7 protein-coding genes are annotated in these 22,699 nt (G+C 53.3%); 4 read left to right on the top strand and 3 right to left on the bottom strand.

What is annotated here, in order from left to right; translation table 11 throughout:
* Positions 1–11 precede the first annotated feature (11 nt).
* Both AC6R05_RS07430 and AC6R05_RS07425 read left to right on the top strand, forming a co-directional pair.
* Positions 12–677 (top strand): Bax inhibitor-1/YccA family protein, encoded by a 666-nt coding sequence (locus tag AC6R05_RS07430; RefSeq protein ID WP_150872326.1) that lies wholly within the window; start codon positions 12–14, stop codon positions 675–677.
* 136 nt (positions 678–813) lie between these two features.
* Positions 814–1,143, top strand: a complete 330-nt coding sequence (locus tag AC6R05_RS07425) for a TusE/DsrC/DsvC family sulfur relay protein (protein WP_032549139.1) — start codon at positions 814–816, stop codon at positions 1,141–1,143.
* A gap of 40 nt (positions 1,144–1,183) precedes the next feature.
* Here the strand turns inward: AC6R05_RS07425 and yccX are convergent, their stop codons facing one another.
* Positions 1,184–1,471 carry an acylphosphatase gene (yccX, locus tag AC6R05_RS07420; RefSeq protein WP_500647018.1) on the bottom strand — a complete coding sequence of 96 codons (288 nt, stop codon included), beginning with the start codon at positions 1,469–1,471 and terminating at the stop codon, positions 1,184–1,186.
* A gap of 88 nt (positions 1,472–1,559) precedes the next feature.
* On the opposite strand from yccX, the gene AC6R05_RS07415 reads away from it, so the two are divergent.
* Both AC6R05_RS07415 and AC6R05_RS07410 read left to right on the top strand, forming a co-directional pair.
* Complete coding sequence (locus tag AC6R05_RS07415) at positions 1,560–2,963, top strand: methyl-accepting chemotaxis protein (RefSeq protein ID WP_032549141.1); 1,404 nt, start codon at positions 1,560–1,562, stop codon at positions 2,961–2,963.
* A gap of 129 nt (positions 2,964–3,092) precedes the next feature.
* The gene (locus AC6R05_RS07410; protein WP_500647017.1) at positions 3,093–4,286 is read left to right on the top strand and encodes a class I SAM-dependent methyltransferase; all 1,194 of its coding nucleotides are present in this window, start codon (positions 3,093–3,095) and stop codon (positions 4,284–4,286) included.
* A 93-nt stretch (positions 4,287–4,379) separates the two neighbouring features.
* Here AC6R05_RS07410 and AC6R05_RS07405 read toward each other — a convergent pair whose 3' ends face one another.
* A complete protein-coding gene (locus AC6R05_RS07405) occupies positions 4,380–7,595 on the bottom strand; it encodes an Ig-like domain-containing protein (RefSeq protein ID WP_500647094.1) in 3,216 nt (1,071 codons plus the stop codon).
* 6,574 nt (positions 7,596–14,169) lie between these two features.
* Complete coding sequence (locus AC6R05_RS07400) at positions 14,170–22,653, bottom strand: hypothetical protein (RefSeq protein WP_500647016.1); 8,484 nt, start codon at positions 22,651–22,653, stop codon at positions 14,170–14,172.
* Positions 22,654–22,699 lie beyond the last annotated feature (46 nt).

The raw sequence follows: 22,699 nt of genomic DNA, 5'->3' as shown, positions 1-22,699 counted from the left end.
CGAGGAAGATTATGAACAGCCCTATGTTTTCTCGCACGGCCTCTCAAGAGAGCGCTCTGCAAACCAACAAAGTACTGCGTAATACCTACGCGCTACTTTCAATGACACTACTTTGGTCTGCTGTTGTAGCAGGCATTTCGATGGCAATGAATCTGCCTCGCCCTGGCCTAATCATTATGCTGGTTGGTTTCTATGGTCTACTTTTCCTAACAGAGAAGAACCGTGACAACAGCATGGGCCTAGTGTTTACATTCCTATTCACTGGTTTCCTAGGCTACACCATTGGCCCTCTTCTTAATGCTTACATCGGCGCAGGCATGGGAGATGTGGTTCTAACTGCTCTGGGCGGTACTGCACTATCGTTTATGGCAGCATCAGCGTACGCATTAACGACTAAACGCGACCTATCAATGATGGGTGGTCTAATGCTTTCACTATTCGTAGTGCTAGTTGTTGGTATGATTGCAAGCTTTTTCATCCAATCGACAATTCTACACCTAGCGCTTAGCAGCCTATTTATCGTGTTCTCTACAATGGCTATCTTGATGACAACTCAAGGTATCATTCGTGGCGGTGAAACTAACTACATTTCAGCGACAGTTACGCTGTATGTATCTATCTACAACATCTTCATCAGCCTACTAAGCATCCTAGGTATTATGGGTAACGACGACTAATAACATCGTCAACTAAATAACCTTGAGAGCCCAAGATTCGTCTTGGGCTTTTTGTTTTCTATTGGCTATTATTTGTTGGGAAACCTTACTGAGTAATGTACCCTACGCAGCTGATTGATATGACTCTGGATTAAACATGTTTGAATATAACGGAAAACAAATCGAAACCGACGCCCAAGGCTACCTTCTAGATCACACGCAATGGGAAGAAGGTATGATCGAGATTCTGGCTGATGACGAAGGTATTGAACTCACAGAAGCTCACCTAGAAGTCGTTCATTTCGTGCGTGATTTCTATGAAGAGTTCAACACTTCCCCTGCAGTTCGCATGCTTGTAAAAGCGATGGAAAAGGCTCATGGTCCTGAAAAAGGCAACAGCAAATACCTGTTTAAGCTGTTTAAAAAGGGCCCAGCAAAGCAGGCAACTAAACTAGCTGGTCTTCCTAAACCAGCAAAATGCCTCTAAGGCTCTTCAGTCATAACTCACTAAATAACAAGCTCACCTTTTAAAGAACTTGAAAGTATCTGCTGTTGGTATCATCAATCTTAATACCAGCAGCATCTTGCTCTGCTACCCGCTCTACTCTTGCAGTGTCTGGACCTTTATGAAGCCAGGTATGCAACTTCTCAATGTTGGCACTGTTTCCTACAGCAAGAACCTCCACATCACCATTGTTTAGATTCTTTGCATAACCAGTTAGATCTAAATCCATTGCTCTTATTCGTGTCGAGTATCTAAAGCCCACACATTGAACATGACCTGTTACCAGAAATATACGATGGGAACGATCCATAACATTGCCTCATAATTTACTTGGGTGATATAGTTGATAAATCTATTCATCCGCCCCAGTTGGGTGGAATTACTTGAGCACCATTAATATGAAAGAAATCCCTTTCCGCTGGATTGATAAATATCTAATCCACCTAAAGATCCAAGAGAAATTCTACCTTCTTTTTCTACTTCCTGTATTAGCTCTTGTTATCTTAACTCTAGTCCTAGATAGCGCTGCCGACGCGCTTTTAGTCCATCTTTATCAAGACGAACTGATGCTAATGAAAGGCCTTATTGAAGCAGGCCAGCTATCTCGTGACCAAGTGGCGCAGCTTATCAGCCAATCTGACACCATCTCTCTAGGTTTTGGCGAAGGTGCAGTACCAGTGATGAATGGTGCCTTTAGCTTAGTAGCGACACACGACCAAAACCTCTGGTCTGCACTTTCAACGACACAAATCACGATCATTGGCATCACGCTTACTTTAATCGCCCTAGGTGTTTACTACATCATGACCTTTATTGGCGGTGCGATGTTCTCCATGAATAAAGCTCTTAACACGCTCGCGGATGGCGATCTGACGTGTCGCATGAACTACTTCTTGGTTCGTGATGAGTTTAGCGAAATTGCCATCACTATTGATAAGGTAGCAGAGCGTGAGCAAAAAATGGTGCTTTCGATTCAAGAGTCTGTCGCTTTGATGCAGCAAATCAGCTCAGATCTAAACCAATCGACTCAACAAAGCTCAGATATTTCGGGCGTTCAACAAGAGCATCTAAACAGTCTTGCAAGCGCGACCGAAGAGATGGCTTCAACTATTCGTGAAGTCGCTAACCTAGCACATGAATCGAGTTCTCAAACAATGGACGCTCATGGTGTTGCAGAAAGTGGTCAGCATAAAGTGTCAAATACACTTGCATCAATTTCTAACCTTTCTCAAGAGATTCAATCGGCTTCTCAAGCGGTTGAAGAGCTCGATGCAAACGCGGCACAAATCGATGAAGTGGTAACGACCATTAATGCAATTTCAGAGCAGACAAACCTGCTTGCATTGAACGCGGCGATTGAAGCTGCTCGTGCTGGAGAGCAAGGCCGTGGCTTCGCTGTCGTTGCAGACGAAGTTCGTGCCCTAGCCGGCCGCACGCAGCAAGCAACCGTTGAAATCCAAACCATGATTGAAGCGCTACAACGTAACAGCCAGTCGCTTACTAAACTAATGGAAGTAACAGTAAACAACGCTAATGAAGGTCAAACACTAATGTCTGAAGTTAACGTTGAAATTGGTTCATTAGCAGAAAAAAACCAATCTATTTCAGACAGCAGTACCCAAATTGCTACGGCTGCGGAAGAGCAAGGTGTGGTTGCGGACAACATCGCACAGAGTGTTGAAGAGATTCGTAATCAGTCAAACAACATCTGCGACATGATTAGTAAGAGTAACGCGAACGTTGACCAACTTCGTCAGCAAAGTGACTCAATGGAAGGATTACTCACAGGTCTTAAAGCCTAGGAGTAGTAATTTCGAAGATTAGGGCCGCTTTTGTGGCCCTTTTTTGTATCTAACGTCTTTGGCGTTTGATTTTGCCTAACGCTTCCATGACAATACATCCCCTTCGAATTCAAACAATCAGAGTAAACTATGACTCCATCGATTCAATTAGCAAAAGGCCGTGATAAATCGCTACGCCGCAAACACCCATGGGTATTCTCTCGTGGCATCGACAAAGTAACGGGTGAGCCACAACTCGGTGAAACGGTCGACGTTTTCGCAAGCAACGGTCAATGGCTAGCAAAAGCTGCCTACTCTCCTGCTTCGCAAATTCGAGCTCGTGTTTGGACATTTGAAAAAGAAGATATCAATAAAGCATTCTTTGTAAAACGCATCAAAGATGCACAAATGCTTCGTGAAGACATCATCGTTCGTGATGGTCTTACTGGCTACCGATTGATTGCCGCTGAATCTGATGGTTTACCCGGCATAACTATCGACAAATATCAGAACTTCCTAGTATGCCAACTGCTAAGTGCTGGGGCGGAGTATCATAAATCTGACCTTGTAGAAGCTTTAGTTGAGTGCTTCCCTGACTGCAACGTATATGAGCGTTCGGACGTTGCAGTTCGCAAAAAAGAAGGACTAGAACAAACTGTCGGCGTGCTTCATGGTGAAGAACCACCTAAATCAGTTGTAATCGAAGAGAACGGCGTAAAAATCAGCGTAAATATCGTTGAAGGCCACAAAACAGGTTTCTATCTAGACCAACGTGACAGCCGTAAAGAATCAATGAAGTACGTAAAAGGCAAAGAAGTCTTGAACTGCTTCTCTTACACTGGTGGCTTTGGTCTGTACGCACTAAAAGGCGAAGCAAAGCGTGTTATCAACGCTGACGTTTCACAGCTTGCTTTAGACACAGCTAAGCAAAACGCTGAATTAAATGAATTCGATATTTCAAAAAAACGCGCGGTGTTCTTAAATGCTGACGTATTTAAACTTCTGCGTGAATACCGTGACCAAGGCACCAAATTCGATGTTGTGATCATGGATCCACCAAAGTTCGTTTCTAGCAAAAACAACCTAACATCAGGTGCGAACGGCTATAAAGATGTAAACATGCTAGCAATACAGATCCTTAAGCCTGGTGGCACACTGCTTACTTACTCATGTTCTGGCTTAATGGGCACTGACCTGTTCCAAAAGATCATTGCCGATGCTGCTATCGATGCTGGTCGCACAGTTAAGTTTGTTGAGCGCTTCGAACAAGCTGCAGACCACCTGACAGACACAGCCTACCCGGAAGGTTTCTACCTAAAAGGTTTTGCGTGTAAGGTTCTTTAGTTCTTTAAGCGTTACATATCTCGTTAAAGATTGATAAGTAAAAAGGGTCACCGTTTGGTGACCCTTTTGTTATCTCATGCGCTTCAATGAACATTAGCTATCAGTGTATTTCAAACCATCTTGATTAAATAGATAATCTGTTAACTCTGATGAAGTGACATTGTTAAACTCAATTGTCATAGACTCGCCACCTTTATCAATGGTTAGTGCTGAACCGCCATTGCCGTTATCAGTGATCGAACCTTCGATGTTGTTTAGCAAAGCACTAATATCATCTGTCTCAAGGTCAGCCAACAGCTCAGATAGGTCAAGCTTGTCTCCATCTGCCACACTGAAATCAGTAATAGTGTCGGAAGAACTATCGTCCATGTCTACCCACTTAAAGATATCTTCTCCTTCACCACCAGTTAGAATGTCATCACCCAATCCACCAATCAGTGTATCGTCACCACCTTGGCCATAGAGGATATCATTACCTAGCCCGCCAGCTACGGTATCATCTCCACCACGCGTATCACTATCGGCATTAAACAGTTCATGGTTATCTTTAATATACTCATAGATTTCCATTTCTGTAGGTTCTGCACCATTTAACATCTGCAAGAACGTCGTCAGCGCTTCCATACCTGAACCATCAGGTAACGCATCTGGGCGAACAAGACCTTTCTCGTCCCATGGCAAGTTATCGGTATTGATAACATCACCAAACAAGATATCGTTGCCTGCACCGCCGCTTAGATCATCATTGCCTACAGGCAGTAGCGTGATTTCGTTGCTACCTTCCTCAAGTGCAGCATCTAAACCTTGGCTTGATTGAACGATTTCAACGTCACCCGTCGTACTTGCTACTGTCTTAATTGCAAAGTTATCTAAGTATACGTCTGCAGTGTATCCACTTTGGTCTTCGTAAACCGAGAGCACTAACTGGTACTTACCTTCATGAAGTAGATCTGTTTCAATCGAGCCAGTACTGCTTCCAGATGAGACACTTACCCATGACTGAGTTTGTTCGTCAAATTTCTGAACACTCCAGCTAAACACATCGCCGCCACCGAAATGGCTACCTTGTGATACATCGAATGTCAAAACAGATGCTTCACCATTAGCAACCGTGAACTCAGGACTGGTCATTGACGCTGAACTAGAAGTGTCGTTTGGATCCGTGAACAAGATACGCGAATCAGTAAATACTGCTGTACCGCCGGAAACCGTAAAGTTATCAAGACTCCAAGCTTCACCTGTGCTAGAGCTAAAGTTTGCAAGTTGCGTTGTCGTTGATGTGTACGTATACGAAGAGCCATTGTCATTTACGAAATGCTCTAATATTTCTGCATCAATGCCATCACCGATACCAATAGTTCTAACTTTCGATACATCCGCTAACTCGTCAAAAGCAGTCACTGAGTCAGCAAATTCATCGAACTGAGTAGTAGAACCACCGCTATTAGAGTTGTTTGATACAGTTGGTTTACCATCAGTTAAGAAGAAGGTTAAGTTTTCATAACTGGATGGTTGATCGTCATCTTCAAACCAATCTTTTACTGAATCGAATGCTGCCTCATAGTTAGTTGCCCCGTCAGCCGTAAGAGCATTAATTGCCGAATTAACTGTCTGCTCTAAATCTGATTCTTCTAGGTTCTGTAAATCGATTTCTATACTCGCACTCGCCTCGAAACCAATTAGCGCCAGATTAATAATGCCTGGGTGCGACGCGATATCAGCCAACATAGCAATGATTGACGCTTTAACCACGTCTAACTTAGATTGACTACTGTTACTATTGAGTGCGTCTCTCATACTGCCTGAAGTATCAACGACTAAAGCAATATTGTAGTTAGTTGGTGCAACAGAGTTATCAACTACACCACCAGTATCACCGAACAACACATCGTCACCACCAAAGCCAATAATGGTGTTATCGCCGTTTTCACTGCCTGAAGTAGGTGCTATTACTGTACCTGTTTGAGTATCAGCAAACATTTCCGAGTCAACAGCTTGTCCTTGGTCATCGACCTCATAAGCGCCTGCTGTAACAGTTAGAACAGGCACTGTGTCAACTGGTGCTTCTACGATGACTGTTAACTTGCCGTCGTCATCGAGTTCGGCAGTATCAATCACCCACGTTCCATCAGCTTGTTTAGTACCTGTCGACAGTGTTACATCTGAAGGTACATCACTAACGATCAATGAACTTACTTGTTCGCTGCCGTCATTGTCATTCAGATCGATATCAATGTTAAGTTCATAAACCTCAGCAACTTTAACTAAGCTGCCACTTTGAGCCTCAAACTTACCATCAGAGAAGTACAATGACTCAATACTATAGAAATCATGATTTGCATTGCCTGTTCCAGTATGAGTTAAACGGAAATCTGGAGCTCCCACCGAACTAAATGTGTAGTCGGTACTTTGGCCTGTTAGGTATGCAACATCATTACCTGAACCACCATAGTATGCTGTGCTTGTCGTTGGACTACGAGAAATGAGTACGTCATCACCAGACTCTCCAGTATCATCACCCAGCAGATTAATGCTTGTTGATGCGTCTATACCGCCAACCAAAATGTCACTGCCATCACCGCCTTGTAGGTTTTCAGTTACAACAGTGGATGTACCATCATTTCCGATAATGACGTCTTCACCCTCTCCACCGCGTACCTGCATATGATCCCCGCTGCCGTAAACGACTGTGTCATTACCGTCAAGAGCTTCGACCCAAGCACCACTTGTTGTCTGAAGGTGGTTGTCATCGCCATCTGCTGTGGGATCTACAGTAGCGTTCGCCAAACTAGATTCAATACCTGCAACTATAGAGTCAGCAACATTTCCACTTACGCTGGTTAAGTTCGCAGAAACCAATAAACCGTTACTAATTGGTGCAACTGTCGTTGTTACCGTTGCACTGCTAGTCAAGCCTGAGCTATCAACAATGGTATATGTGAACGACGCACTACCCGTCACATTACTATTCGGCGTGAAAGAAATCTCCCCGCTGTTTTGATCGTATGACACTGTTCCATCGGCTGAACTAAATCCATCCGCGACAATCGCAACGGTGTCACCTGTGTTTGGATCATAATCGTTAGCAAGCAGCAGTGAAGAATCTACCGTTAAAGTTTCACCCTCTCGTACAGACAGAACCTCACCAATCAATGGGAAGTCATTTAGGTCGTGCTCACCATTGTTGTAATTACCATTACCGTCAACGGTACCAAGATTGATATCCAGGTTAGCAGCACCACCTTGGTCCCAATAAACGATTTCGATGGAATGATACCCATCGCTATCAATCGTAAATGAATCATGCATGGTAGTTGTAGACGACTGATTCTGATCCACCGTAGCAACTGCTACTCCATCAATTAAGATCGTGTAACCATCATCGGCAGTAACTTTAAACGCATAATCACCGGCTTCTAGATAAACAGATCCACTCATTTGAACGACACCGTCAGTGTGTGCACCGACTGTACCTTCAACAGAGCCAGAGTCGTCGTTTAAGAAGTCTTCAAACTGACTTTGAGAACTTAAGCCGTTGTTATTTCCGTTCAACGTATAGTTAATGTCTTTTGCTTCAAATGTAAGATCAGCATCTTTACCAGCGATAACATCTAACGCGTCTTGTACAGAGTCGATGTTGCCATTAACGCTGTCATTTGAACTGTAGTAGTAACCAGATAAACCACCAAAGACAGATACAGTATCGTCTTGAGCGACTGGATTAGCATTAGTTGTATTTGGCGTAATAGTAAGTTGAGCGATTTCGTCACTAACCAAACCACTCGAATCAACCGATTGATAATCAATCTCTTCGGAAATATCCGCGCTGACTACATCTACACCTTTAAGCGTGATGTTAGAGTTTCGGTTAGGGTTATCAGAACCATCCTGAGTGGTGAATACACGCAACTCAGTAAAACCGCCGTCTACCTGAATATTTACAGTCGCATTCCCGTTGTTATCGATAGTCAGTCCGTTTTCTCCAGACTCATCGCTATCGAAGTAGAAAGTTCCGACAACATTACCACTTTCATCAAGGGCAATGACTTCAATTCGACCACCGGCACTGTTATTAGCATTGTAGTTTCCATAAACACTACCGAAGTCGATATTGGCCTCGGTGATTGATGCTCCAGTAGCAGAGTAATCAATTGAAATGTATTCCTGAGCACCACCGTTAATAACATCAAGTTCGCCGCTATTCGCATTAGCACTTTGAGAGACACCAAAACCATCCTCTTGACCGCTACCATCGTAAACGAGATAGCTAGGTGTGCTACTGATGTTGTCACCAACTGGAGACGCACCATTATATAGGCCTGCACTAATAACCACACCGCTCTGTGGATCGTTGGAATCACTTTGTAAATAACTAACGCTAGAAGTGCCATTCCCTACTTGATTTTCGAATGTACTAGCGACGAAGTCCAAGTTATCGACAGCATTCTGATCTTGCTCATATTCGATTTGAGCATCACTACTGATGATATCTCCAGCTTCAATTAATACTTTACCTCCACCGCTAACATCGTAAAGGTTACCAAATAAAGGCTCTTCAAGAATCTTCACGTCAACAGGTGTACCAGAAGCGTCATCTTCAACGTCACCAACGTTATCTTGCGAACCAGACTGACCACCATCAAACGTAAAGAACGCTTCATCTTGATTGTCTAGGGTTACTGAGAAGTCAGTTGCGGTTGGTTTGTCGTTCACGTCCGTCGTGTCCGCTGGGTTCACGTCGATGTTGTTCTCTGACGTGTTGCCCGTGGTGCTCTCTGCGTGCACGTTGAAGTTTGGTAGGTCATTGCCCGCGTTCACATGGTCCGCGCCCGCTGGCGTCAGCGTCACCACGCCCGTGTCTTCATCGATGTTGAAGAAGCCGTTGGTGTCGTCAGTGATGCTGAACTTGATGTTGCCACCGTCTTCGTCCGTCGCCGACAGCGTCGCCACGGTCGTGCCTGCTGATACAGAGTCTTCCGTCAGCGCTGGCGTGCTCTCCACGGTGATGTTCAGTGGATCGTTCACGTCCGTCGTGTCCGCTGGGTTCACGTCGATGTTGTTCTCTGACGTGTTGCCCGTGGTGCTCTCTGCGTGCACGTTGAAGTTTGGTAGGTCATTGCCCGCGTTCACATGGTCCGCGCCCGCTGGCGTCAGCGTCACCACGCCCGTGTCTTCATCGATGTTGAAGAAGCCGTTGGTGTCGTCAGTGATGCTGAACTTGATGTTGCCACCGTCTTCGTCCGTCGCCGACAGCGTCGCCACGGTCGTGCCTGCTGATACAGAGTCTTCCGTCAGCGCTGGCGTGCTCTCCACGGTGATGTTCAGTGGATCGTTCACGTCCGTCGTGTCCGCTGGGTTCACGTCGATGTTGTTCTCTGACGTGTTGCCCGTGGTGCTCTCTGCGTGCACGTTGAAGTTTGGTAGGTCATTGCCCGCGTTCACATGGTCCGCGCCCGCTGGCGTCAGCGTCACCACGCCCGTGTCTTCATCGATGTTGAAGAAGCCGTTGGTGTCGTCAGTGATGCTGAACTTGATGTTGCCACCGTCTTCGTCCGTCGCCGACAGCGTCGCCACGGTCGTGCCTGCTGATACAGAGTCTTCCGTCAGCGCTGGCGTGCTCTCCACGGTGATGTTCAGTGGATCGTTCACGTCCGTCGTGTCCGCTGGGTTCACGTCGATGTTGTTCTCTGACGTGTTGCCCGTGGTGCTCTCTGCGTGCACGTTGAAGTTTGGTAGGTCATTGCCCGCGTTCACATGGTCCGCGCCCGCTGGCGTCAGCGTCACCACGCCCGTGTCTTCATCGATGTTGAAGAAGCCGTTGGTGTCGTCAGTGATGCTGAACTTGATGTTGCCACCGTCTTCGTCCGTCGCCGACAGCGTCGCCACGGTCGTGCCTGCTGATACAGAGTCTTCCGTCAGCGCTGGCGTGCTCTCCACGGTGATGTTCAGTGGATCGTTCACGTCCGTCGTGTCCGCTGGGTTCACGTCGATGTTGTTCTCTGACGTGTTGCCCGTGGTGCTCTCTGCGTGCACGTTGAAGTTTGGTAGGTCATTGCCCGCGTTCACATGGTCCGCGCCCGCTGGCGTCAGCGTCACCACGCCCGTGTCTTCATCGATGTTGAAGAAGCCGTTGGTGTCGTCAGTGATGCTGAACTTGATGTTGCCACCGTCTTCGTCCGTCGCCGACAGCGTCGCCACGGTCGTGCCTGCTGATACAGAGTCTTCCGTCAGCGCTGGCGTGCTCTCCACGGTGATGTTCAGTGGATCGTTCACGTCCGTCGTGTCCGCTGGGTTCACGTCGATGTTGTTCTCTGACGTGTTGCCCGTGGTGCTCTCTGCGTGCACGTTGAAGTTTGGTAGGTCATTGCCCGCGTTCACATGGTCCGCGCCCGCTGGCGTCAGCGTCACCACGCCCGTGTCTTCATCGATGTTGAAGAAGCCGTTGGTGTCGTCAGTGATGCTGAACTTGATGTTGCCACCGTCTTCGTCCGTCGCCGACAGCGTCGCCACGGTCGTGCCTGCTGATACAGAGTCTTCCGTCAGCGCTGGCGTGCTCTCCACGGTGATGTTCAGTGGATCGTTCACGTCCGTCGTGTCCGCTGGGTTCACGTCGATGTTGTTCTCTGACGTGTTGCCCGTGGTGCTCTCTGCGTGCACGTTGAAGTTTGGTAGGTCATTGCCCGCGTTCACATGGTCCGCGCCCGCTGGCGTCAGCGTCACCACGCCCGTGTCTTCATCGATGTTGAAGAAGCCGTTGGTGTCGTCAGTGATGCTGAACTTGATGTTGCCACCGTCTTCGTCCGTCGCCGACAGCGTCGCCACGGTCGTGCCTGCTGATACAGAGTCTTCCGTCAGCGCTGGCGTGCTCTCCACGGTGATGTTCAGTGGATCGTTCACGTCCGTCGTGTCCGCTGGGTTCACGTCGATGTTGTTCTCTGACGTGTTGCCCGTGGTGCTCTCTGCGTGCACGTTGAAGTTTGGTAGGTCATTGCCCGCGTTCACATGGTCCGCGCCCGCTGGCGTCAGCGTCACCACGCCCGTGTCTTCATCGATGTTGAAGAAGCCGTTGGTGTCGTCAGTGATGCTGAACTTGATGTTGCCACCGTCTTCGTCCGTCGCCGACAGCGTCGCCACGGTCGTGCCTGCTGATACAGAGTCTTCCGTCAGCGCTGGCGTGCTCTCCACGGTGATGTTCAGTGGATCGTTCACGTCCGTCGTGTCCGCTGGGTTCACGTCGATGTTGTTCTCTGACGTGTTGCCCGTGGTGCTCTCTGCGTGCACGTTGAAGTTTGGTAGGTCATTGCCCGCGTTCACATGGTCCGCGCCCGCTGGCGTCAGCGTCACCACGCCCGTGTCTTCATCGATGTTGAAGAAGCCGTTGGTGTCGTCAGTGATGCTGAACTTGATGTTGCCACCGTCTTCGTCCGTCGCCGACAGCGTCGCCACGGTCGTGCCTGCTGATACAGAGTCTTCCGTCAGCGCTGGCGTGCTCTCCACGGTGATGTTCAGTGGATCGTTCACGTCCGTCGTGTCCGCTGGGTTCACGTCGATGTTGTTCTCTGACGTGTTGCCCGTGGTGCTCTCTGCGTGCACGTTGAAGTTTGGTAGGTCATTGCCCGCGTTCACATGGTCCGCGCCCGCTGGCGTCAGCGTCACCACGCCCGTGTCTTCATCGATGTTGAAGAAGCCGTTGGTGTCGTCAGTGATGCTGAACTTGATGTTGCCACCGTCTTCGTCCGTCGCCGACAGCGTCGCCACGGTCGTGCCTGCTGATACAGAGTCTTCCGTCAGCGCTGGCGTGCTCTCCACGGTGATGTTCAGTGGATCGTTCACGTCCGTCGTGTCCGCTGGGTTCACGTCGATGTTGTTCTCTGACGTGTTGCCCGTGGTGCTCTCTGCGTGCACGTTGAAGTTTGGTAGGTCATTGCCCGCGTTCACATGGTCCGCGCCCGCTGGCGTCAGCGTCACCACGCCCGTGTCTTCATCGATGTTGAAGAAGCCGTTGGTGTCGTCAGTGATGCTGAACTTGATGTTGCCACCGTCTTCGTCCGTCGCCGACAGCGTCGCCACGGTCGTGCCTGCTGATACAGAGTCTTCCGTCAGCGCTGGCGTGCTCTCCACGGTGATGTTCAGTGGATCGTTCACGTCCGTCGTGTCCGCTGGGTTCACGTCGATGTTGTTCTCTGACGTGTTGCCCGTGGTGCTCTCTGCGTGCACGTTGAAGTTTGGTAGGTCATTGCCCGCGTTCACATGGTCCGCGCCCGCTGGCGTCAGCGTCACCACGCCCGTGTCTTCATCGATGTTGAAGAAGCCGTTGGTGTCGTCAGTGATGCTGAACTTGATGTTGCCACCGTCTTCGTCCGTCGCCGACAGCGTCGCCACGGTCGTGCCTGCTGATACAGAGTCTTCCGTCAGCGCTGGCGTGCTCTCCACGGTGATGTTCAGTGGATCGTTCACGTCCGTCGTGTCCGCTGGGTTCACGTCGATGTTGTTCTCTGACGTGTTGCCCGTGGTGCTCTCTGCGTGCACGTTGAAGTTTGGTAGGTCATTGCCCGCGTTCACATGGTCCGCGCCCGCTGGCGTCAGCGTCACCACGCCCGTGTCTTCATCGATGTTGAAGAAGCCGTTGGTGTCGTCAGTGATGCTGAACTTGATGTTGCCACCGTCTTCGTCCGTCGCCGACAGCGTCGCCACGGTCGTGCCTGCTGATACAGAGTCTTCCGTCAGCGCTGGCGTGCTCTCCACGGTGATGTTCAGTGGATCGTTCACGTCCGTCGTGTCCGCTGGGTTCACGTCGATGTTGTTCTCTGACGTGTTGCCCGTGGTGCTCTCTGCGTGCACGTTGAAGTTTGGTAGGTCATTGCCCGCGTTCACATGGTCCGCGCCCGCTGGCGTCAGCGTCACCACGCCCGTGTCTTCATCGATGTTGAAGAAGCCGTTGGTGTCGTCAGTGATGCTGAACTTGATGTTGCCACCGTCTTCGTCCGTCGCCGACAGCGTCGCCACGGTCGTGCCTGCTGATACAGAGTCTTCCGTCAGCGCTGGCGTGCTCTCCACGGTGATGTTCAGTGGATCGTTCACGTCCGTCGTGTCCGCTGGGTTCACGTCGATGTTGTTCTCTGACGTGTTGCCCGTGGTGCTCTCTGCGTGCACGTTGAAGTTTGGTAGGTCATTGCCCGCGTTCACATGGTCCGCGCCCGCTGGCGTCAGCGTCACCACGCCCGTGTCTTCATCGATGTTGAAGAAGCCGTTGGTGTCGTCAGTGATGCTGAACTTGATGTTGCCACCGTCTTCGTCCGTCGCCGACAGCGTCGCCACGGTCGTGCCTGCTGATACAGAGTCTTCCGTCAGCGCTGGCGTGCTCTCCACGGTGATGTTCAGTGGATCGTTCACGTCCGTCGTGTCCGCTGGGTTCACGTCGATGTTGTTCTCTGACGTGTTGCCCGTGGTGCTCTCTGCGTGCACGTTGAAGTTTGGTAGGTCATTGCCCGCGTTCACATGGTCCGCGCCCGCTGGCGTCAGCGTCACCACGCCCGTGTCTTCATCGATGTTGAAGAAGCCGTTGGTGTCGTCAGTGATGCTGAACTTGATGTTGCCACCGTCTTCGTCCGTCGCCGACAGCGTCGCCACGGTCGTGCCTGCTGATACAGAGTCTTCCGTCAGCGCTGGCGTGCTCTCCACGGTGATGTTCAGTGGATCGTTCACGTCCGTCGTGTCCGCTGGGTTCACGTCGATGTTGTTCTCTGACGTGTTGCCCGTGGTGCTCTCTGCGTGCACGTTGAAGTTTGGTAGGTCATTGCCCGCGTTCACATGGTCCGCGCCCGCTGGCGTCAGCGTCACCACGCCCGTGTCTTCATCGATGTTGAAGAAGCCGTTGGTGTCGTCAGTGATGCTGAACTTGATGTTGCCACCGTCTTCGTCCGTCGCCGACAGCGTCGCCACGGTCGTGCCTGCTGATACAGAGTCTTCCGTCAGCGCTGGCGTGCTCTCCACGGTGATGTTCAGTGGATCGTTCACGTCCCGTCGTGTCCGCTGGGTTCACGTCGATGTTGTTCTCTGACGTGTTGCCCGTGGTGCTCTCTGCGTGCACGTTGAAGTTTGGTAGGTCATTGCCCGCGTTCACATGGTCCGCGCCCGCTGGCGTCAGCGTCACCACGCCCGTGTCTTCATCGATGTTGAAGAAGCCGTTGGTGTCGTCAGTGATGCTGAACTTGATGTTGCCACCGTCTTCGTCCGTCGCCGACAGCGTCGCCACGGTCGTGCCTGCTGATACAGAGTCTTCCGTCAGCGCTGGCGTGCTCTCCACGGTGATGTTCAGTGGATCGTTCACGTCCGTCGTGTCCGCTGGGTTCACGTCGATGTTGTTCTCTGACGTGTTGCCCGTGGTGCTCTCTGCGTGCACGTTGAAGTTTGGTAGGTCATTGCCCGCGTTCACATGGTCCGCGCCCGCTGGCGTCAGCGTCACCACGCCCGTGTCTTCATCGATGTTGAAGAAGCCGTTGGTGTCGTCAGTGATGCTGAACTTCATGTTGCCACCGTCTTCGTCCGTCGCCGACAGCGTCGCCACGGTCGTGCCTGCTGATACAGAGTCTTCCGTCAGCGCTGGCGTGCTCTCCACGGTGATGTTCAGTGGATCGTTCACGTCCGTCGTGTCCGCTGGGTTCACGTCGATGTTGTTCTCTGACGTGTTGCCCGTGGTGCTCTCTGCGTGCACGTTGAAGTTTGGTAGGTCATTGCCCGCGTTCACATGGTCCGCGCCCGCTGGCGTCAGCGTCACCACGCCCGTGTCTTCATCGATGTTGAAGAAGCCGTTGGTGTCGTCAGTGATGCTGAACTTGATGTTGCCACCGTCTTCGTCCGTCGCCGACAGCGTCGCCACGGTCGTGCCTGCTGATACAGAGTCTTCCGTCAGCGCTGGCGTGCTCTCCACGGTGATGTTCAGTGGATCGTTCACGTCCGTCGTGTCCGCTGGGTTCACGTCGATGTTGTTCTCTGACGTGTTGCCCGTGGTGCTCTCTGCGTGCACGTTGAAGTTTGGTAGGTCATTGCCCGCGTTCACATGGTCCGCGCCCGCTGGCGTCAGCGTCACCACGCCCGTGTCTTCATCGATGTTGAAGAAGCCGTTGGTGTCGTCAGTGATGCTGAACTTGATGTTGCCACCGTCTTCGTCCGTCGCCGACAGCGTCGCCACGGTCGTGCCTGCTGATACAGAGTCTTCCGTCAGCGCTGGCGTGCTCTCCACGGTGATGTTCAGTGGATCGTTCACGTCCGTCGTGTCCGCTGGGTTCACGTCGATGTTGTTCTCTGACGTGTTGCCCGTGGTGCTCTCTGCGTGCACGTTGAAGTTTGGTAGGTCATTGCCCGCGTTCACATGGTCCGCGCCCGCTGGCGTCAGCGTCACCACGCCCGTGTCTTCATCGATGTTGAAGAAGCCGTTGGTGTCGTCAGTGATGCTGAACTTGATGTTGCCACCGTCTTCGTCCGTCGCCGACAGCGTCGCCACGGTCGTGCCTGCTGATACAGAGTCTTCCGTCAGCGCTGGCGTGCTCTCCACGGTGATGTTCAGTGGATCGTTCACGTCCGTCGTGTCCGCTGGGTTCACGTCGATGTTGTTCTCTGACGTGTTGCCCGTGGTGCTCTCTGCGTGCACGTTGAAGTTTGGTAGGTCATTGCCCGCGTTCACATGGTCCGCGCCCGCTGGCGTCAGCGTCACCACGCCCGTGTCTTCATCGATGTTGAAGAAGCCGTTGGTGTCGTCAGTGATGCTGAACTTGATGTTGCCACCGTCTTCGTCCGTCGCCGACAGCGTCGCCACGGTCGTGCCTGCTGATACAGAGTCTTCCGTCAGCGCTGGCGTGCTCTCCACGGTGATGTTCAGTGGATCGTTCACGTCCGTCGTGTCCGCTGGGTTCACGTCGATGTTGTTCTCTGACGTGTTGCCCGTGGTGCTCTCTGCGTGCACGTTGAAGTTTGGTAGGTCATTGCCCGCGTTCACATGGTCCGCGCCCGCTGGCGTCAGCGTCACCACGCCCGTGTCTTCATCGATGTTGAAGAAGCCGTTGGTGTCGTCAGTGATGCTGAACTTGATGTTGCCACCGTCTTCGTCCGTCGCCGACAGCGTCGCCACGGTCGTGCCTGCTGATACAGAGTCTTCCGTCAGCGCTGGCGTGCTCTCCACGGTGATGTTCAGTGGATCGTTCACGTCCGTCGTGTCCGCTGGGTTCACGTCGATGTTGTTCTCTGACGTGTTGCCCGTGGTGCTCTCTGCGTGCACGTTGAAGTTTGGTAGGTCATTGCCCGCGTTCACATGGTCCGCGCCCGCTGGCGTCAGCGTCACCACGCCCGTGTCTTCATCGATGTTGAAGAAGCCGTTGGTGTCGTCAGTGATGCTGAACTTGATGTTGCCACCGTCTTCGTCCGTCGCCGACAGCGTCGCCACGGTCGTGCCTGCTGATACAGAGTCTTCCGTCAGCGCTGGCGTGCTCTCCACGGTGATGTTCAGTGGATCGTTCACGTCCGTCGTGTCCGCTGGGTTCACGTCGATGTTGTTCTCTGACGTGTTGCCCGTGGTGCTCTCTGCGTGCACGTTGAAGTTTGGTAGGTCATTGCCCGCGTTCACATGGTCCGCGCCCGCTGGCGTCAGCGTCACCACGCCCGTGTCTTCATCGATGTTGAAGAAGCCGTTGGTGTCGTCAGTGATGCTGAACTTGATGTTGCCACCGTCTTCGTCCGTCGCCGACAGCGTCGCCACGGTCGTGCCTGCTGATACAGAGTCTTCCGTCAGCGCTGGCGTGCTCTCCACGGTGATGTTCAGTGGATCGTTCACGTCCGTCGTGTCCGCTGGGTTCACGTCGATGTTGTTCTCTGACGTGTTGCCCGTGGTGCTCTCTGCGTGCACGTTGAAGTTTGGTAGGTCATTGCCCGCGTTCACATGGTCCGCGCCCGCTGGCGTCAGCGTCACCACGCCCGTGTCTTCATCGATGTTGAAGAAGCCGTTGGTGTCGTCAGTGATGCTGAACTTGATGTTGCCACCGTCTTCGTCCGTCGCCGACAGCGTCGCCACGGTCGTGCCTGCTGATACAGAGTCTTCCGTCAGCGCTGGCGTGCTCTCCACGGTGATGTTCAGTGGATCGTTCACGTCCGTCGTGTCCGCTGGGTTCACGTCGATGTTGTTCTCTGACGTGTTGCCCGTGGTGCTCTCTGCGTGCACGTTGAAGTTTGGTAGGTCATTGCCCGCGTTCACATGGTCCGCGCCCGCTGGCGTCAGCGTCACCACGCCCGTGTCTTCATCGATGTTGAAGAAGCCGTTGGTGTCGTCAGTGATGCTGAACTTGATGTTGCCACCGTCTTCGTCCGTCGCCGACAGCGTCGCCACGGTCGTGCCTGCTGATACAGAGTCTTCCGTCAGCGCTGGCGTGCTCTCCACGGTGATGTTCAGTGGATCGTTCACGTCCGTCGTGTCCGCTGGGTTCACGTCGATGTTGTTCTCTGACGTGTTGCCCGTGGTGCTCTCTGCGTGCACGTTGAAGTTTGGTAGGTCATTGCCCGCGTTCACATGGTCCGCGCCCGCTGGCGTCAGCGTCACCACGCCCGTGTCTTCATCGATGTTGAAGAAGCCGTTGGTGTCGTCAGTGATGCTGAACTTGATGTTGCCACCGTCTTCGTCCGTCGCCGACAGCGTCGCCACGGTCGTGCCTGCTGATACAGAGTCTTCCGTCAGCGCTGGCGTGCTCTCCACGGTGATGTTCAGTGGATCGTTCACGTCCGTCGTGTCCGCTGGGTTCACGTCGATGTTGTTCTCTGACGTGTTGCCCGTGGTGCTCTCTGCGTGCACGTTGAAGTTTGGTAGGTCATTGCCCGCGTTCACATGGTCCGCGCCCGCTGGCGTCAGCGTCACCACGCCCGTGTCTTCATCGATGTTGAAGAAGCCGTTGGTGTCGTCAGTGATGCTGAACTTGATGTTGCCACCGTCTTCGTCCGTCGCCGACAGCGTCGCCACGGTCGTGCCTGCTGATACAGAGTCTTCCGTCAGCGCTGGCGTGCTCTCCACGGTGATGTTCAGTGGATCGTTCACGTCCGTCGTGTCCGCTGGGTTCACGTCGATGTTGTTCTCTGACGTGTTGCCCGTGGTGCTCTCTGCGTGCACGTTGAAGTTTGGTAGGTCATTGCCCGCGTTCACATGGTCCGCGCCCGCTGGCGTCAGCGTCACCACGCCCGTGTCTTCATCGATGTTGAAGAAGCCGTTGGTGTCGTCAGTGATGCTGAACTTGATGTTGCCACCGTCTTCGTCCGTCGCCGACAGCGTCGCCACGGTCGTGCCTGCTGATACAGAGTCTTCCGTCAGCGCTGGCGTGCTCTCCACGGTGATGTTCAGTGGATCGTTCACGTCCGTCGTGTCCGCTGGGTTCACGTCGATGTTGTTCTCTGACGTGTTGCCCGTGGTGCTCTCTGCGTGCACGTTGAAGTTTGGTAGGTCATTGCCCGCGTTCACATGGTCCGCGCCCGCTGGCGTCAGCGTCACCACGCCCGTGTCTTCATCGATGTTGAAGAAGCCGTTGGTGTCGTCAGTGATGCTGAACTTGATGTTGCCACCGTCTTCGTCCGTCGCCGACAGCGTCGCCACGGTCGTGCCTGCTGATACAGAGTCTTCCGTCAGCGCTGGCGTGCTCTCCACGGTGATGTTCAGTGGATCGTTCACGTCCGTCGTGTCCGCTGGGTTCACGTCGATGTTGTTCTCTGACGTGTTGCCCGTGGTGCTCTCTGCGTGCACGTTGAAGTTTGGTAGGTCATTGCCCGCGTTCACATGGTCCGCGCCCGCTGGCGTCAGCGTCACCACGCCCGTGTCTTCATCGATGTTGAAGAAGCCGTTGGTGTCGTCAGTGATGCTGAACTTGATGTTGCCACCGTCTTCGTCCGTCGCCGACAGCGTCGCCACGGTCGTGCCTGCTGATACAGAGTCTTCCGTCAGCGCTGGCGTGCTCTCCACGGTGATGTTCAGTGGATCGTTCACGTCCGTCGTGTCCGCTGGGTTCACGTCGATGTTGTTCTCTGACGTGTTGCCCGTGGTGCTCTCTGCGTGCACGTTGAAGTTTGGTAGGTCATTGCCCGCGTTCACATGGTCCGCGCCCGCTGGCGTCAGCGTCACCACGCCCGTGTCTTCATCGATGTTGAAGAAGCCGTTGGTGTCGTCAGTGATGCTGAACTTGATGTTGCCACCGTCTTCGTCCGTCGCCGACAGCGTCGCCACGGTCGTGCCTGCTGATACAGAGTCTTCCGTCAGCGCTGGCGTGCTCTCCACGGTGATGTTCAGTGGATCGTTCACGTCCGTCGTGTCCGCTGGGTTCACGTCGATGTTGTTCTCTGACGTGTTGCCCGTGGTGCTCTCTGCGTGCACGTTGAAGTTTGGTAGGTCATTGCCCGCGTTCACATGGTCCGCGCCCGCTGGCGTCAGCGTCACCACGCCCGTGTCTTCATCGATGTTGAAGAAGCCGTTGGTGTCGTCAGTGATGCTGAACTTGATGTTGCCACCGTCTTCGTCCGTCGCCGACAGCGTCGCCACGGTCGTGCCTGCTGATACAGAGTCTTCCGTCAGCGCTGGCGTGCTCTCCACGGTGATGTTCAGTGGATCGTTCACGTCCGTCGTGTCCGCTGGGTTCACGTCGATGTTGTTCTCTGACGTGTTGCCCGTGGTGCTCTCTGCGTGCACGTTGAAGTTTGGTAGGTCATTGCCCGCGTTCACATGGTCCGCGCCCGCTGGCGTCAGCGTCACCACGCCCGTGTCTTCATCGATGTTGAAGAAGCCGTTGGTGTCGTCAGTGATGCTGAACTTGATGTTGCCACCGTCTTCGTCCGTCGCCGACAGCGTCGCCACGGTCGTGCCTGCTGATACAGAGTCTTCCGTCAGCGCTGGCGTGCTCTCCACGGTGATGTTCAGTGGATCGTTCACGTCCGTCGTGTCCGCTGGGTTCACGTCGATGTTGTTCTCTGACGTGTTGCCCGTGGTGCTCTCTGCGTGCACGTTGAAGTTTGGTAGGTCATTGCCCGCGTTCACATGGTCCGCGCCCGCTGGCGTCAGCGTCACCACGCCCGTGTCTTCATCGATGTTGAAGAAGCCGTTGGTGTCGTCAGTGATGCTGAACTTGATGTTGCCACCGTCTTCGTCCGTCGCCGACAGCGTCGCCACGGTCGTGCCTGCTGATACAGAGTCTTCCGTCAGCGCTGGCGTGCTCTCCACGGTGATGTTCAGTGGATCGTTCACGTCCGTCGTGTCCGCTGGGTTCACGTCGATGTTGTTCTCTGACGTGTTGCCCGTGGTGCTCTCTGCGTGCACGTTGAAGTTTGGTAGGTCATTGCCCGCGTTCACATGGTCCGCGCCCGCTGGCGTCAGCGTCACCACGCCCGTGTCTTCATCGATGTTGAAGAAGCCGTTGGTGTCGTCAGTGATGCTGAACTTGATGTTGCCACCGTCTTCGTCCGTCGCCGACAGCGTCGCCACGGTCGTGCCTGCTGATACAGAGTCTTCCGTCAGCGCTGGCGTGCTCTCCACGGTGATGTTCAGTGGATCGTTCACGTCCGTCGTGTCCGCTGGGTTCACGTCGATGTTGTTCTCTGACGTGTTGCCCGTGGTGCTCTCTGCGTGCACGTTGAAGTTTGGTAGGTCATTGCCCGCGTTCACATGGTCCGCGCCCGCTGGCGTCAGCGTCACCACGCCCGTGTCTTCATCGATGTTGAAGAAGCCGTTGGTGTCGTCAGTGATGCTGAACTTGATGTTGCCACCGTCTTCGTCCGTCGCCGACAGCGTCGCCACGGTCGTGCCTGCTGATACAGAGTCTTCCGTCAGCGCTGGCGTGCTCTCCACGGTGATGTTCAGTGGATCGTTCACGTCCGTCGTGTCCGCTGGGTTCACGTCGATGTTGTTCTCTGACGTGTTGCCCGTGGTGCTCTCTGCGTGCACGTTGAAGTTTGGTAGGTCATTGCCCGCGTTCACATGGTCCGCGCCCGCTGGCGTCAGCGTCACCACGCCCGTGTCTTCATCGATGTTGAAGAAGCCGTTGGTGTCGTCAGTGATGCTGAACTTGATGTTGCCACCGTCTTCGTCCGTCGCCGACAGCGTCGCCACGGTCGTGCCTGCTGATACAGAGTCTTCCGTCAGCGCTGGCGTGCTCTCCACGGTGATGTTCAGTGGATCGTTCACGTCCGTCGTGTCCGCTGGGTTCACGTCGATGTTGTTCTCTGACGTGTTGCCCGTGGTGCTCTCTGCGTGCACGTTGAAGTTTGGTAGGTCATTGCCCGCGTTCACATGGTCCGCGCCCGCTGGCGTCAGCGTCACCACGCCCGTGTCTTCATCGATGTTGAAGAAGCCGTTGGTGTCGTCAGTGATGCTGAACTTGATGTTGCCACCGTCTTCGTCCGTCGCCGACAGCGTCGCCACGGTCGTGCCTGCTGATACAGAGTCTTCCGTCAGCGCTGGCGTGCTCTCCACGGTGATGTTCAGTGGATCGTTCACGTCCGTCGTGTCCGCTGGGTTCACGTCGATGTTGTTCTCTGACGTGTTGCCCGTGGTGCTCTCTGCGTGCACGTTGAAGTTTGGTAGGTCATTGCCCGCGTTCACATGGTCCGCGCCCGCTGGCGTCAGCGTCACCACGCCCGTGTCTTCATCGATGTTGAAGAAGCCGTTGGTGTCGTCAGTGATGCTGAACTTGATGTTGCCACCGTCTTCGTCCGTCGCCGACAGCGTCGCCACGGTCGTGCCTGCTGATACAGAGTCTTCCGTCAGCGCTGGCGTGCTCTCCACGGTGATGTTCAGTGGATCGTTCACGTCCGTCGTGTCCGCTGGGTTCACGTCGATGTTGTTCTCTGACGTGTTGCCCGTGGTGCTCTCTGCGTGCACGTTGAAGTTTGGTAGGTCATTGCCCGCGTTCACATGGTCCGCGCCCGCTGGCGTCAGCGTCACCACGCCCGTGTCTTCATCGATGTTGAAGAAGCCGTTGGTGTCGTCAGTGATGCTGAACTTGATGTTGCCACCGTCTTCGTCCGTCGCCGACAGCGTCGCCACGGTCGTGCCTGCTGATACAGAGTCTTCCGTCAGCGCTGGCGTGCTCTCCACGGTGATGTTCAGTGGATCGTTCACGTCCGTCGTGTCCGCTGGGTTCACGTCGATGTTGTTCTCTGACGTGTTGCCCGTGGTGCTCTCTGCGTGCACGTTGAAGTTTGGTAGGTCATTGCCCGCGTTCACATGGTCCGCGCCCGCTGGCGTCAGCGTCACCACGCCCGTGTCTTCATCGATGTTGAAGAAGCCGTTGGTGTCGTCAGTGATGCTGAACTTGATGTTGCCACCGTCTTCGTCCGTCGCCGACAGCGTCGCCACGGTCGTGCCTGCTGATACAGAGTCTTCCGTCAGCGCTGGCGTGCTC

It is taken from the genome of Vibrio sp. R11-SG3-ISO9 (genome assembly GCF_059834255.1).
The sequence above is the reverse complement of the archived record's forward strand: the minus strand, read 5'-3'. Positions and strand labels throughout refer to the sequence as shown.

Coding starts and splice junctions, on each gene's coding strand:
- yccX (WP_500647018.1), bottom strand. CDS start 1,471: ATGGATCGTTCCCATCGTATATTTCTGGTAACAGGTCATGTTCAATGT.
- AC6R05_RS07430 (WP_150872326.1), top strand. CDS start 12: ATGAACAGCCCTATGTTTTCTCGCACGGCCTCTCAAGAGAGCGCTCTG.
- AC6R05_RS07410 (WP_500647017.1), top strand. CDS start 3,093: ATGACTCCATCGATTCAATTAGCAAAAGGCCGTGATAAATCGCTACGC.
- AC6R05_RS07415 (WP_032549141.1), top strand. CDS start 1,560: ATGAAAGAAATCCCTTTCCGCTGGATTGATAAATATCTAATCCACCTA.
- AC6R05_RS07425 (WP_032549139.1), top strand. CDS start 814: ATGTTTGAATATAACGGAAAACAAATCGAAACCGACGCCCAAGGCTAC.
- AC6R05_RS07405 (WP_500647094.1), bottom strand. CDS start 7,595: ATGCATGATTCATTTACGATTGATAGCGATGGGTATCATTCCATCGAA.